The sequence below is a fragment of the Pseudomonas sp. 2024-210 genome (assembly GCF_045062345.1).
Classification (GTDB): domain Bacteria; phylum Pseudomonadota; class Gammaproteobacteria; order Pseudomonadales; family Pseudomonadaceae; genus Aquipseudomonas.
Map to the genome: position 1 here is coordinate 33,233 of NZ_JBJGEJ010000025.1, position 13,892 is coordinate 47,124.

At 58.3% G+C, this 13,892-nt stretch carries 14 protein-coding genes and 1 pseudogene; 1 reads left to right on the forward strand and 14 read right to left on the reverse strand.

Features of this window, described 5'->3' with window-relative positions; genetic code table 11:
• Nucleotides 1-20 precede the first annotated feature (20 nt).
• From ACI7MX_RS22020 to flgB, 13 genes are all read right to left on the reverse strand, one after another.
• Nucleotides 21-755 carry a 3-oxoacyl-ACP reductase family protein gene (locus ACI7MX_RS22020; RefSeq protein ID WP_314485807.1) on the reverse strand — a complete coding sequence of 245 codons (735 nt, stop codon included), beginning with the start codon at nucleotides 753-755 and terminating at the stop codon, nucleotides 21-23.
• A gap of 247 nt (nucleotides 756-1,002) precedes the next feature.
• Nucleotides 1,003-2,058, reverse strand: coding sequence for a hypothetical protein (locus ACI7MX_RS22025; RefSeq protein WP_405591813.1), 1,056 nt, complete (start codon nucleotides 2,056-2,058; stop codon nucleotides 1,003-1,005).
• Between the two features lie 15 nt (nucleotides 2,059-2,073).
• Nucleotides 2,074-2,979 (reverse strand): flagellar hook-associated protein FlgL, encoded by a 906-nt coding sequence (gene flgL / locus ACI7MX_RS22030; RefSeq protein WP_405591810.1) that lies wholly within the window; start codon nucleotides 2,977-2,979, stop codon nucleotides 2,074-2,076.
• A 23-nt stretch (nucleotides 2,980-3,002) separates the two neighbouring features.
• Nucleotides 3,003-4,367 (reverse strand): flagellar hook-associated protein FlgK, encoded by a 1,365-nt coding sequence (flgK, locus tag ACI7MX_RS22035; protein WP_405591807.1) that lies wholly within the window; start codon nucleotides 4,365-4,367, stop codon nucleotides 3,003-3,005.
• Nucleotides 4,264-5,409, reverse strand: a complete 1,146-nt coding sequence (locus ACI7MX_RS22040) for a transglycosylase SLT domain-containing protein (RefSeq protein ID WP_405591804.1) — start codon at nucleotides 5,407-5,409, stop codon at nucleotides 4,264-4,266. The genes flgK and ACI7MX_RS22040 overlap by 104 nt, the downstream gene beginning before the upstream one ends.
• A gap of 12 nt (nucleotides 5,410-5,421) precedes the next feature.
• Nucleotides 5,422-6,498, reverse strand: coding sequence for a flagellar basal body P-ring protein FlgI (locus ACI7MX_RS22045; RefSeq protein WP_405591829.1), 1,077 nt, complete (start codon nucleotides 6,496-6,498; stop codon nucleotides 5,422-5,424).
• A 42-nt stretch (nucleotides 6,499-6,540) separates the two neighbouring features.
• Nucleotides 6,541-7,203 (reverse strand): flagellar basal body L-ring protein FlgH, encoded by a 663-nt coding sequence (flgH, locus tag ACI7MX_RS22050; protein WP_405591801.1) that lies wholly within the window; start codon nucleotides 7,201-7,203, stop codon nucleotides 6,541-6,543.
• Nucleotides 7,204-7,211: 8 nt separating this feature from the next.
• The gene (flgG, locus tag ACI7MX_RS22055) at nucleotides 7,212-7,997 is read right to left on the reverse strand and encodes a flagellar basal-body rod protein FlgG (protein WP_314485793.1); all 786 of its coding nucleotides are present in this window, start codon (nucleotides 7,995-7,997) and stop codon (nucleotides 7,212-7,214) included.
• Between the two features lie 19 nt (nucleotides 7,998-8,016).
• Complete coding sequence (locus ACI7MX_RS22060) at nucleotides 8,017-8,742, reverse strand: flagellar basal body rod protein FlgF (protein ID WP_314485791.1); 726 nt, start codon at nucleotides 8,740-8,742, stop codon at nucleotides 8,017-8,019.
• Nucleotides 8,743-8,751: 9 nt separating this feature from the next.
• The gene (flgE, locus tag ACI7MX_RS22065) at nucleotides 8,752-9,939 is read right to left on the reverse strand and encodes a flagellar hook protein FlgE (protein ID WP_405591797.1); all 1,188 of its coding nucleotides are present in this window, start codon (nucleotides 9,937-9,939) and stop codon (nucleotides 8,752-8,754) included.
• Nucleotides 9,929-10,660 (reverse strand): flagellar hook capping FlgD N-terminal domain-containing protein, encoded by a 732-nt coding sequence (locus ACI7MX_RS22070; RefSeq protein ID WP_314485787.1) that lies wholly within the window; start codon nucleotides 10,658-10,660, stop codon nucleotides 9,929-9,931. Before ACI7MX_RS22070 ends, flgE begins: the two co-directional genes overlap by 11 nt.
• Complete coding sequence (gene flgC, locus ACI7MX_RS22075) at nucleotides 10,660-11,088, reverse strand: flagellar basal body rod protein FlgC (protein WP_405591792.1); 429 nt, start codon at nucleotides 11,086-11,088, stop codon at nucleotides 10,660-10,662. The genes ACI7MX_RS22070 and flgC overlap by 1 nt, the downstream gene beginning before the upstream one ends.
• Before the next feature lie 5 nt (nucleotides 11,089-11,093).
• Nucleotides 11,094-11,450, reverse strand: coding sequence for a flagellar basal body rod protein FlgB (flgB, locus tag ACI7MX_RS22080; RefSeq protein WP_405591789.1), 357 nt, complete (start codon nucleotides 11,448-11,450; stop codon nucleotides 11,094-11,096).
• 229 nt (nucleotides 11,451-11,679) lie between these two features.
• On the opposite strand from flgB, the gene flgA reads away from it, so the two are divergent.
• Nucleotides 11,680-12,345 carry a flagellar basal body P-ring formation chaperone FlgA gene (gene flgA / locus ACI7MX_RS22085; RefSeq protein ID WP_405591787.1) on the forward strand — a complete coding sequence of 222 codons (666 nt, stop codon included), beginning with the start codon at nucleotides 11,680-11,682 and terminating at the stop codon, nucleotides 12,343-12,345.
• Between the two features lie 230 nt (nucleotides 12,346-12,575).
• Here flgA and ACI7MX_RS22090 read toward each other — a convergent pair.
• Nucleotides 12,576-13,805: pseudogene (locus ACI7MX_RS22090) on the reverse strand (hypothetical protein); the annotation flags it as partial.
• Between the last annotated feature and the right edge of the window lie 87 nt (nucleotides 13,806-13,892).

Genomic DNA, 13,892 nt, shown 5'->3' on the forward strand with positions numbered 1-13,892 from the left:
TCCCCACCCATCTGCTGCGCTTAGATAAAGGCCATGCCGCCGTTGACCGCGAGGTTTTGCCCGGTGATAAAACTGGCGTCTTCACTGGCCAAAAAGGCCGCAACGCGAGCGATTTCATCGGTTTCACCCATGCGGCCCAGGGGAATGGCCTTGAGCATGCTTTGCATCCAGTCTTCGGGGATGTCGGCCATCATTGGCGTGTTGGTCGGGCCAGGAACAATGGTGTTCACGCGAATGCCATTGCTGGCCAGTTCACGGGCCATGCTGCGGGTAAGCCCCATGACCCCGGCCTTGGCGGCGCAGTAATGGCTTGGGCCTTCGCCGGTGACGGCGGCAGTGCTGGAGATATTGATAATGACGCCGGGTGTGGCGGCCTTGAGCATCAGCTTGACCGCTTCGCGGCTGCAGAAAAAAGTGCCGGTGAGGTTGACGCCAATGACGCGTTGCCAGTGTTCGTCGGGGGTCTCGGCGAAGGCATCGATGGAGCCGATACCGGCATTGTTGACGACCACATCAAGGCGACCGAAGCGCTCATGTGTGGCGGCCATCGCGGTTGCGACCGAGTCGCTGTCGGCCACGTTGCAGCTTACGGCCAGCGCCTTGTCGCCCAGCCCTTCGATAGTTTGGCGAGCCGCTTCAAGATTGATATCTGCCGCCACCACCCGTGCGCCCTGCTCGGCAAAATGCCGCACAATCGCCCGACCCATGCCTTGACCTGCCCCTGTCACGAACGCCACTTTATTCAGCAATTTCATAGAAATCTCCCGCCAGCCAGAGTGCGCCCCGCTCTTAAAATGAGCGGTGTATGGGAGCAATCATTGACTGGGGGGAAAAGCTGAACATCGTCCGATAAGACTAAGCACAGGATTGCCAGGGCATCAGCGAGCGGTTGCTGTTGAAAAGTCAGACTAAAATTCGCTGACGCTCGTGTTCGCGCAGAGACTGAAGAAGAACGAAGGCTGTGAGGGTCAGCAGCGCCGTCGCAAAACCCTTCATTTCGGTTTAAACCCCGGTCATCAATCCGTGCACAGCAGGCCGTGAAATATTAGCCTGACAGCGAACCACCTGCGCCACGCGGGAATACTCATTGGCCTGCTCGCCCTTGAGGCTGAACACACGCCCGGTAAAGTCATGGGCCCAGCGCTTTTCTTCCTGACTGTCGTGGCGCCCAAGCTGGCCCATCACCTGCGATTGACGCGCGTCAAGCTGCTCCAGCACGTCCTTGATTTTTGACAACCCCTTGTCAAGGGTTTCAAGCAGCTCGCGCATGGGCCGACGCTCAGCGGTGACAGGCACCACCAAAGGCGTGCCCAGAAGGTTGTCCTCCTGGGTTTCAACCCGGGTAAATCCGGACTTGGCGAAGAGTTTGTCTTCGCCCTGGATGGACAGCTGGCCTTTGAGTCGCTGCCACTGACTGTCCGCCGCCGAAAACCGCAGGGCCTGCTGATCATTGACTTCAACATGCAAACCCGCCTGAGCCAGGCTGGCGTTGAAACGTTGCAGCAACTGGCGCTCACTCATGCCGTCATCCAGTACCACGGCAATCGGCCCGGGTAAGTGCCTGCCTGCATTGAACAACAACGCCTCACTGCCAGAGGCCAGTACGCTGTGCAGTGATTCAAGCCCCTTGATGCTGAAACGGCTGCGCAACGGCGCTTGCAGGCTGAGGTTCAGCTCGGCATCCAGACTGGCCGACGATAAGCGGCTGCGCTGATCGAGCAAGTCATTGAGGCGAGCGACGGAACGGCCAATCACCTCAATATCAGGGGCCACCTGTTTAGACGAGGTGGCCAAACTGCGCCCCACGTCGCGCTTCAACCCGGTCATGTGTTCGGCCACTTCGCTCAGGTAAAGCTGAGCGGATTGCAGGGCCGAGGACTGGCGGTTCAATTGCAGGCTCAGATCAGCCAGTTTGCCCGGCTGACGGGGCGCAGCGACTTGAGCGATCGCCTGCGTAGTACGCTCGCGTCGTGGCGCTGCGGTGTCCCGCAATTGGGCCTGCGCTCGCATGCCCAGGTCATACGCCGCAAGGGTCGAACGCTCGTTGACAACTTTCATGACTGACCTTCCCGCTTACATCAGGTCAAACAAAGAAATGGTTGCCATGCGGCTATACACTTTCTGGCTGGCCTGCATTGACAGCTCATACGCCTGCACCGCCAGGAAGGCGCCGCCCATGTCGAGCTGGGACAGGTCGCCCTGCACTTTCTGATTGGCCAGGGACACGTCGGCATTGCTTTCGGCAAGCAGGGTCAGTGTGTTTTGGCGACCGCCCATGTCGGTTATCGCACCCATCATGTGGCCGTGGGTCACATCGAGTTGCTCGAGGGTGTCCTTGAGTTGCTGGCGAGTGGCCGGGTCGTTGGGGGCGTTTTTCAGGCTTTCGACCAGGCTATGCAAGTCATTGAGGAAGTCCGCATCAGGCCCGAGCATCTGCTGGGCGGTGACGTTATCACCAATCAGCACGCCATTGCCGACCACTGCTTCACGTTCTTGATCATTGCCCGTCATGCTGTAGGTGCCTGTGGCCGGGTCAAAGGTGACAGCGGGCACATCATTGCGCGTGCCAGAAAACACATAGTTTCCGGCTTCGTCCTTGGCGTTGAAGTAACTGACCAGACTGTCTTCAAGACTGGACAGCTGGGTGGCGATGGCAGACAGATCCTCAGGGCTATTGGTGTCGTTACCCGCCCACAGCAGCAGGTCGCGAATGCTGCCCATAGCATCCGACCCTGACTGCACATAGGTCTCTTGCAATTTAAGGTTGTCCGACACTTTGCCGATGTTTTCGTTGTACTGGCCCAGGCTCGATTGCTCACGTTGGATGCGCAGCAGACGGGCACTGGCAATCGGATCGTCAGAGGGCTTCTGAATGCGCAAGCCACTGCCGATCTGGGCTTGCAACTGGGCAATGGCCTGGCTGTTGCGGTTCATGTTGTTGTGCATCATCGCACTGGTTTGCGCGTTGCTGATTCGCATTGGGGTACGCCTTGTGGCCGGGTTTAAACGGAAGCCAGAATGGTGTCAAACAACTCATTAGCCGTTTGCACGACTTTCATGTTGGCCTGCAACGCTTTGTTGTATTCCATGATCATTTGCGCTTCTTCGGTGTCGCTGACGGCACTCACCGCATCGCGCTGACTCTGGGCTTCTACCGCAACAGCCGTGGCGGAAGTGAGGTCAGCCTGATTTTGTCGGCTGGCACTGGCCACGTCCCCCAGCATCCCGCTGTAGGCTTCGCTGAGGGTGACTTCGCTGCCGCCGATGGTGACCTTCTTGTTTTTCAACTCGATCAGGTCCAGCAGCACCTGGTTGTTGCCGTTGTCACTGGGCACACCGGAAAACGCCAATTCTTCGGGCGTCACATCATTCATTTGCAGCAGGTTGCTGCTGCCCGCGTTGAACGTCAGCAACGGTCTACCAGGATTGCCGTTTAGGTCGTAGCCGGTGGCCAGCGTGTCATTGACCATACGGGTCAACTCTTCGGCCATTTGCACAAGGCTTTCGCGGGCTGGCAGCAAGTTGTTGTGTTCAACGTCATACAGCCCGCCAAATGAACCGCCCAGACTGTCCTGCCTGAGCGGGAACGTGTTGCCGGCAAAACTCAACGCGACTTCCTGTTCGCCCGCCGCATTGGTGGTGACGGACAACTGGCCAGCCGTGCTGCCCGATACCAGCGGCTGACCATTATTGAGGGAAATGGTCAGAGAACCATCACGGGCTTCATTGACGCGCACATCGGTAAATTTGCTCAGTTCGCCTACCAGCAACTCGCGGTGATCGCGCAAGGCCGAACTGTCACCGCCGGTGGACTCGGCTTCGACGATTTTTTTGTTGAGCAACGCCAGGTTATTGGCCAGGCCATTGATCTCGGTGCCCATGGCCGTGCGCTGTGCATGCAGGGCATCGAGCTGGCTGTTGATGCTGCTGTTGAGGCCATTGAAACGCTGGCTCAGGTTGCGCATTTCATTCAGTACCTGCTGACGCTGCGGTATGTCGCCGGGGCTGTCGCTGGCGGCGCTCAGGGCGGCGTAAAAGTTATCCAGACCTGTACTGATGTTCGACCCCTCGCCCCCCATGACACCTTCCAGAGAGCTGAGATAGTCTTGCCCGGCCTGGTAATACTGCATGTCAGTGGTCGCCCGCCACAGTTGCTGGGTTTTGAAGTCGTCGCTCATGCGCCGCACGTTGGTGACGGCCACCCCGCCGCCGACCTGCTGATTGCTGGTGCCGGCCAGCGAGCCCATCTGCGCGGTCAAACGGCTATAGCCGGGGGTGAACATGTTGGCAACGTTCTGCGCCGAGGTGTTGAGCGCAATTTGCGCGGCATTCATCCCGGAGTAACCAATCTGACTCATCAAACTCACGATTCAATCTCCTTGCGCACCAGACGCATGTTCGGGGCAAACGCCGCAGAACTGAATGCACCCGCAGTGCTGATAATGGAAGTAGCGACTGATCTTCTAAAGCGACTGAATCGGGCAAGCGCTTAAGGACAATTGCGCTCAGGGTTGAATCAGCGGGGGTTGGCGGCGAAACAGCAGCCGCCAGAGGGACTGCTGGTGGCTCAAGATCGGCGAGAATCGAACGGGTGTAGTTACGCGTCTCTGCGAACGGAATCCGCTCCACCCATTGGCTGACGCTGATTTGACCCTGTCGCGGGTCGCCGTTGACCTTCAGCCAGTCATCCACGCGCCCCGGCCCGGCGTTATAGGCGGCTACGGCCAGCACGGTAGCGCCCTCGTAGCGTTTGAGCAGCTTGTCCAGATAGGCGACGCCCAAGCGCTTGTTGTAGGCGCCATCGGTGATCAGGCGCTGTTCGTTGAAATCCACCTTCAGTTCCTGCGCCATTTCCCGGGCGGTGTCCGGCATCAACTGCATCAACCCGCGCGCACCCTTGGACGATATCGCAGACACCTGCCCGGAGGATTCATGCGCGATCACCCGCTCAACCAGCGCCATGATTTGGGCTGCACCCCGGGTCACGGTGTCTACGCCACGTTGCCAGGTGTTCACAATCGGGGTAAACAGGCTGTCGGCCATCTGTGGCGCGGCTGGGGCTGGCGGCAAGTCCCTGTGCCCGACGTGTACAGGGTCTGTAGGGGCAGCTTCGCCCCGAGACAATTGCTTGACCAGCAGGTCGGCAATGCCTGTTTGCCGATGGGTGGCCAGGGTTTGGGCCAACGCTTCATCATGCATCTCGCGCAGGGTATCGCCTTGGCGGCTTCGCATTGAGCTGCCTTCTGACAACACGTCGCCAGCCTTACGCATTTGCTTGAGGATTTGCTGCAAAAACATCGCTTCAAACTGCTCGGCGGCGTCTTCGAGACGGGCCTGACGCGCAATGGCAATGTCCTGAGGCGGCTTTGGCTCTGCGTGATGCTGCGGTGAGACGGGGGGAATGCTCATGGTGAATCGGCCTTAAATCACGATCAGTTCGGCGTTCAGGGCACCGGCGGTTTCCAGCGCCTGAAGTATGCTCATCACATCATCCGGGGTGGCACCCAAGCTGTTGACGGTCTTGATGATGCTTTGTAAGTCGGCACCGTCAGGCCAGGCAAACATCGGGTTGCGCTGTTGATTGACTGAGACATCCGAGCGCGGCACCACCGCCGTTTGACCGCCCGACAATGCGCCGGGCTGACTGACTTGCGGGGTTTCGCTGATCGTCACGGCCAGGTTGCCGTGGCTCACGGCGGCCGCTTTGACGCGCACGCCCTGGCCGACCACCACGGTGCCGGTGCGGCTGTTGAACACCACCTTGGGCCGCGTCCGGCCTTCTTGCACCTCAATGGATTCAAGCAGGGCCATGTAGCTGATGCGCTGGTTGCTCGGCAGCGGCGCACGCACCGACACTTGCGTCCCGCTCAAGGCGGTAGCGGTGCCTGAGCCGAACTGCTGGTTGACCGCTTGAGCCACATGGCTGGCCGTCTGAAAACTCGGTTGGCGCAGGTTGAGCATGACCTCACTGCGCTCACTGAAATCACTGGCAATCATCCGTTCGATGGTGGCGCCGTTGGCGATCAAACCGCTGTTGGCACTATTGATCGCAACGCTGGAGCCACTGCGGCCTTCTGCCTTGACACCGCCCACGACCAGCGCGCCTTGAGCCAGTGCATAGACTTCACCGTCCACGCCCAGCAGCGGCGTCATGAGCAACTGCCCCCCGCGCAGGCTTTTCGCGTCGCCCAGCGAAGATACGGTGACATCAACTGTTTGGCCGGGGCTGTAAGACGGCGGGATCGACGCCGTCACGGTGACCGCCGCGACGTTTTTGAGTTTGGGGTCAACGTTAGGCGGCAAGTTAATGCCGAACTGTTTGATCAAGTTGGCCACTGACTGATTGGTGAACTTGACCTGGCTTTTATCACCACTGCCATCCAGACCCACGACCAGGCCATAACCGATCACCTGATTGGTGCGAACCCCTTCAACGTCAACCAGGTCCATCAAGGGTGTGGCCAGCGCCGGCATGTCCGACAAGAGGCTATAGAGCATCAACAGGGTTAGCAGCGCGCATCGCATAAATAAGCATTCCACTCACAGGGGGAAAATGGGGTGGGTGAAAAAACGGGTTAACCAACCCGCCGAATTACTGTCATTGAGTACGCCCCGCCCTGCATAGGAAATCCGCGCATTGGCCACGCTTTGCGACGACACCTGGTTGTAACGGTTGATGTCATCTAGACGCACCAGCCCGGCCAGCCGAATGAACTCGTCGCCCTGATTCAAGCGTAATGATTTCTCACCTTTGACCAGCAACGTGCCGTTAGGCAGCACCTTGTGTACCGTCACGGCAATCGAGCCGCGCAGGGTGTTTTGCTGAGAACTTTTGGCCGAACCCTTGAAATCGCGCTCGGCATTCACTTGAGTTTCCAGACCGGAATAGGCTTTACCCAGCACGGTGGGCGTATCAATGCCGATGCTTGAGGATTTGCCAAAGCTGGTACCCGCGCTTTTGCTCGACTGAGTCGACTCATCCAGGACGATGGTCAGAATGTCGCCGACCCTCAACGCGCGTTTGTCCTGATACAACGAGCCTACGTAACCGGGGCGATAAAGCCCGCCACCTTTGGCGGGCGGTACGCTGTAATCCAGTGGTAAAGGCTCGTAGGCGCTGGAGTCTTCGTCGGGTAACAACTCCGACAAGCTTTGGCAACCAGCAAGGGCCACCCCCAGCGCACACAGGATAAAATTACGCATTGAACTGCTCAGACCGTCTGGTTAAGGAACTGCAACATGCCGGATGAAGCATCCAGCACCTTGGCATTGGCTTCATAAGCACGCTGAATGGCCATCATCGAGACCATCGCCTCTACCACTTCAACGTTTGACCCTTCCAGCTGACCCTGCTTGATGACGCCCAAGCCATCCTCGCCAGCAATACCCTCGACCGGCTCACCGCTGGCAACCGTTTCCTGATACAGGTTGCCACCCAATGCCAGCAACCCCGACGGATTGGCAAAGTTGGCCAGCATGATCTGACCAATTTCGACCGGGCCTGCACCGCCCGGCAGTTCGGCGGTAACAATGCCGTCGGTGCCCACCTTGAAGTTTTTATGGCCGACCGGCAGCTCGATGGCCGGAGACAAAGGCAAGCCCTGGGTGTTCACCAGCATGCCTTCGGCATTGAGCTGTAACTGACCGCTTTCGGTGTAGTAAATATCGCCATTGGCGGACTCGACCTGAAAGAACCCAGGCCCGCTGATGGCCAGATCCATCGGTTGCCCGGTGGTTTGCGCGCTGCCTTCGGTGAAGACTTTTTGCGTGCCCACCACCCGCACCCCGCTGCCCAGTTGTATACCCGAGGGCACCGTGTTGACCGCATCGGCCTGGGCGCCGGGCGGCACTTCAATGGTGTAGAACAAATCCTCAAACACCACCCGATCGCTTTTGAAACCGGTGGTGTTAACGTTCGCCAGGTTATTGGCGACGGTGGACATGGCCTTGTCTTGGGCGGCAAGCCCGGTTTTGCTGATCCAGAGTGCAGAACTCATGTGGTATGTCCTGTAAGTATCAAGCGCGAATCATGCTGTTACCCGCCGACGACAAGTCTTCGGCGGCTTTCATCATCTTGACCTGGGTTTCGAACAGCCGGCTCAGGCTCATGGTGCCCACCAACTGATCAATCGCCGAGACGTTGCTGGCCTCCAGAAAGCCTGCGGCCAGCACGACGTTGTCATCGGCCGCAGCGGGAGCACCGTCGCGAGTCACCAACAACCCGGCACTGTTTTTTTGCAATTGCCCAGCCGTGAGGTCGACACGTTTGATCTGGTCCACTTCAACCATCAGTGGCTCGCCGCGAGGCAATACCGAAATCCGGCCATCGGCAGCAATGTGCACCGTGTCGAACTCCGGCAACTGAATCGGGCCACCCTCGCCCAGCACTGCCCGACCGTTGATGGTCAATTGCATGTCGGCATCAACCTGCAAACTGCCATGGCGGGTATAGGCTTCGCCTTCATCGCCCTGAACGGCGATCAAACCTGCGCCCTTGATGGCGAAATCCAGATCACGGCCGGTGGCCATCAGCGCACCCGCCGCCATGTTCACGCCGTTGCCTTGAACCCGGGTCAGATGCCGGCTTTCATAGCCATAGCCTTGAACCGGCTCACTGACGGCCTGTTCAAGATCGGCACGAAAACCCGGCGTGTTGACGTTGGCCAGATTGTTGGAACGCACACTCAGCGCCGTCATCGTTCGACTGGCGGCGGTCATTGCCGTATAGCCCAAGCGGTCCATGGGTCAGCCTCAGATAGCGTTGAACAGCACTTGGGTCAGTTCCTTGTCAGTGGACAGCACTTTGCTGTTCGCCTGATAGTTGCGCTGACCTTCCATAAGCCCGACCAATTGCTGGGTCATGTCGACGTTGGAGCTTTCCAGCGCCCCGGCCGTCAACTCGCCAAACAATCCGGTGCCCGGCGGACCGATCAGCGGGTTGCCCGACTCGCCTGTGGCACTCCAGCGAGTCGCGTCTTCGTTTTTCAGGCCATTGGGATTGGCGAAGTTGGCCAATACCACTTGCCCTTGCAGCAGTCGCTCGCCGTTGCTGTAGGTGGCGTAGACCATGCCGTCTTTCTCAACGGTCACACCGGTGTTTTCACCCGCGGCATACCCACTCGGGTCATTGGTCGTCACCACAAAGTCCGACGCGCTCTGGGTGCTGCGGGTGTAATTGATGTCAATGCTCATGGCCTCGACACCGGGCAGGGGAAACGAAATATTCACCGGGCCCAACGGGGTCACTAAACCGCCGCGTTCATCGAAGACCATCGGTTCAGGGCCCCCCACGACGGTTTTGTCCACGGCGTAATGGACTTCCCAGGTGTTGTCCCCGGTTTTGACGAAGTACTGGGTCAATGAGTGCTGTTTGCCTTGAGAGTCATACACCGCCGTGGTCTGGCTGTCGGTATACGACTCAAGGTTGTCCGGATCGAACGGCGTGACCGTGACCGGGTCTTTGCCTGCATCCAGGTTGGCGACAAATTCAATGCCGTCGGTGGCTTTGGCGGGCAAGTTACCGGTCTGCAAACGCAGATCGCCCACCGTGCCGACTTGCAAGTTGCCCGCCGCATCCACCGTGTAACCTTGCAAATACTGACCGCTGGCATCCACCAGATAGTTATCACTGTCTTTACCGAATGCACCGGCACGGGTGTAACTGATATCGCCGCTGGCACTGCGAGTCACAAACAGTCCGCCGCCCGATATGGCCAGGTTGAGGCTGTCACCCGTGCCGACGTGCGCGCCGCCCAGGCTCATGCTTTGGGTATGGCCCAAGACACTGACCCCCATGGCCTGAGTGCCCGAGTACAAACTGCCGAATTCGGTACGCGACGATTTGAAACCGGTGGTGCCCACGTTGGCGATATTGTGGCTGATGGTATTGAGCTGTTCGGTCACAGCATTCAAGCCGGTAAGTGCAATGTTAAAACTCATGGCGCGGGCCTTGTATCGATTGGCTGAGGGAGCGCTGCGCCGGGTTTTGCCCGGGCAACATCAGGTTGCTGAACATCGAAGCGTCACTGAATTCAGTAATTTCATAGAACGGCACATCGCCCACACCGGCGATGTTCAACACCGGCCCGTCACTGCTCAGGCGCACACTGTTGACCTTGCCCTTGGCTTCCACGACAAAGCTTTCGTCCGTGTTGGATTTGACTTCGATCTCATACTTGCCGGGCTTGAGCCCCAGCGCTACGGGGTCGATTTCGAACTCCACCCGACCCGGCCCACTGGCAGGTAATGCAATTTCAGTCTCGACACCATTTTCATCGGTGAGGGTCACCACCAACTCGTTGGCGCTGTGTTCCAGTTCAATCTGGGCCTCAACTTTCTGGTCGGTGAGATCCAGTTCTTCAACCCGCACCTTGACCATCTGCCCCACCAGGCTGGCAGCGCTCAGGTATTGCAGGTTCTCCAGCAACACCATGTTGTTTTGCGTCAGTGCCGACATTTTCTCCAGGCTCTGAACCTGCGACATGGCCGCGAACTGGCTAAGAAACTCGCTGCTGTCCACCGGCTTGGTCGGGTCCTGATTGCGGATCTGCGCCACCATCAACTGAATGAAAGTGTTCTGTATTTCGTCGGCATCAGAATTGCCGTTGACCTGGTCACCGGGTGGCGGCGTATTGCGCGTGTCGTTCTGAATCTGGCTCATTACGCTTCTCCCAGCTTGAGCAGCCCTTGCTGCATGCTCTTGATCCGGTTGAGGACTTCGACCCACGTTTCAAAACTGCGGGTGGCCGACATCATGTCGGTCATTTCTTCGATCTCGTTGACGTCGGGATAGAACACATGGCCGCTACGGTCTGCCAGGGGATGGTCAGGTTCATAACGCTTCTGCGGCTCGCGGCCCGAGGCCACCACATCCAGTACCTGAACATGCGCCCCGCCCATGCCGACACCGCGCGTCAACTGGTCGTTGCCATACAGGGCGGCAAATACCGGCTTGCGCGACTGGGAAACATCCCGGGCATTGCCCGCCGCAGAGTCGGCATTGGCGAGGTTGCTGGCCACCGTATTCAGTCGCACGGTCTGAGCGTTCATCGCAGAACCGGCAATTTTGTAAATCGCGTCAAAAGCCATAATGATCAGCGTCCTTCGATGGCCTGTTTAAGGCCTCGAAATTTCATGGAAAGAAACGTCAGGCTGGTTTGGAAGTCCGCTGCACTTTTGGCAAAGGCGGCCTGCTCCACACTCAACTCCACCGTATTGCCGTCCTGAGAGGGCTGGGCGGGCACGCGGTACTTCAATTGAGCGCCGAGACCTTCAGCACCCGACGGTGACGATCCGCGTCGGCGCATTTCGGCGGCAAAGTCCAGATCCCGCGCCTGAAACCCGGGGGTGTCTTCATTGGCCAGGTTGGCTGCCAGAATCTCGCTGCGTTGCATATGCAAACCCAGTGCGCGCATGTGCACCCCCATCGCGTCTTCTATCCGTATACTCATTGCCCGACACCTTTCATCAATGTTCAGCTCGCAAGCCTGAATTGCAGGAACTGTGCCTAGTCGCTGCAACCATTCCAGACCATTGATTTAAAAGACTTTTATGAAATCGAGAGACCGAACTGACGCCGTATCACTTCCGCCTTTTCGACGGCGCACCCAAGGATGCGGAAAAGCTATTTCCGCTTTCACCGCCGCCTGTTTGATCGCTCTGTTGCAGGTGCCCGAAGCAGTGAGTGCGGATGACGCCTTCAGCGCTCAAATTGACGAGGGTGTGCATCGATATTTCACCCAGCGACTCAGCGAAAAGGCCTCTGCTCAAGGTTGGAATGGGCTTCGTTTCACGCAAAAAGTGTTTGCTCTGCCCAGCGACTTACCGAACCATCCGTGCCCGCACCCATTACAGGTTGAAGCCGAACAAAAGCCTTCATCGATACTGGGTCGCAAGCGCATACGACTGACGTGCGTCGGGCAACCCGACTCGTCCATCACCGTCACAGCCCAAGCCACTGTATGGATCAAGGCTGTGGTGGCGGATCAGGTGCTGGAGCGTGAAGAGCCGATTACGCGGCAGATGATTGCCCTGCGAGAAGTGCCGGTGGGCAAGCAGGATTCAGGGTTTTTCAACCGTATCGATCAGGTCGAGGGTTTGAGCGCCAAGCGTCGTATCCGCGCCCATCAGGCGCTGAGGCAGGAGATGTTGACCTCACCCTGGCTGGTGCGTCGTGGTGAGCAGGTGGCCATGCAAGCCCGTCATGGCGTCATACAGGCGAGCACTGAAGGCGAAGCACTGACTGATGGCCGCAAGGACGACGTTATTCGGGTAAAGAATGTGACCAGCGGCAAGGTCATTGATGCTCAAGTGACAGGAATCGGTGTGGTGAGCAGTACCTATTAATCCGCGCTGGTCGCAAGATGGGACGCCTCGGGGTGACAGATTTTTACGACGGCTACGCCGCCGATCGCAGCCTTCGTTCCTCGTCAGCGGCTACACCTTGACCTGTAGCCGCTGCCGAAGGCTGCGATCGAGCGCGAAGCGGTCGCAAAATGGGAAAACTCGGGGTGTCAGGTTTTACGACGGCTACACCGCCGAACGCATCCTTCATTCCTCGTCAGCGATTACAAACACTACACCCGCCACGCGCTGCGCCATTGCTCACGACCGATCTCATCTAGCATCCAGTCCTGGCGCACCCGGTCACGCAAGGCATCCCCCGCCCGCTCAGTCGCATCAAGGTCATTGATATGCATGCGAATGGCATCCACCCAGTCACGAAAGCGATTCCTGACCCGCGTAACCGGCAAATCCCCGCGATACGCAATACTGTCACTGCACACCACCGCATAGCCGCACATGCCGTACTCCAAAAGCCGCAAATTACTTTTGCAGCTGTTGAACAGGTTATCTTGCAGCGGCGCGACTGCCAGATCCAGATTAAGTCGTGCCAGCGCCGCCGGGTACAGATCAATCCTTACGCCGGGGTGAAACTCCCTCACATAAGGGCGCAGTCTGTCTGGACACATTCCCATAAACACCCAGTCCACCTCATCTGCCAGCGCCTTGATCACGTCCACGATCATTTCCAGGTCGCCGGTATGCCCCGCGCCGCCTGCCCAGCCAACCCTCGGCCTGACTGACGTTCTTCGCGCACTGACAGGCAGTTCACCCCACCAGCCCATGTCCAGGCGATTATTTACGATCCGAATGTCGTGATGAAAACCGCTCAACGCTTCAGCCAGCGCCTCAGTGGATACGACGAAACGATCCACATACGACAACCCGCGACGCAACGAACGCATCACATCCTTGGGCATGGAGGTTTTGTGCACACTTTTGACTGGCAGATTGGGGACATAGTCGTCCAGTTCATACACCTTAAAGGCCCGGCTGAATACACTGATCTGCCGCGCGGCTGCCAGATCGACCTCCCTGAGAGGACGCTGCATGACCAGCGTGTCTGGCTTATAACGCTCAAGGTGCAACACGCTCGGGACACCAAACGTCAAGGCGCCGTCAACCATCCCTTCACGCTTGAGGGCACTCAAGGGCTGTATGACCCGATAGTGACCGCAACCGTGCACATCACACGGCTGCGCGAGAATCACCGGCATAGGCCGCCAAGCTAAAGGCCGCCAAGACAACTGGGCATCGGCCAGCTTGAATCCGCCCGCATCGTTCAATGACAAATTCTGGTTATAGGCAGGATCGCTGGTCAACAGTCCGGCCCAGCGCTGTTGAAAGACTTCGCGCACAGATTCCGGGATCGCCGGCTGTGGAGAGTCGTTGATGACCGCCGCATGCGGTGTCCATACGGTCAAGTAACCCAACTGCCCCACCCGCAAACACAGATCCACGTCGGCGCCCCCCTGAGCAAACGCCAAATATCACCCCAACCCCAAGCGTACTAATTTGTACTCCCCCAAGCTTGGCCGCCTCTCTCACCC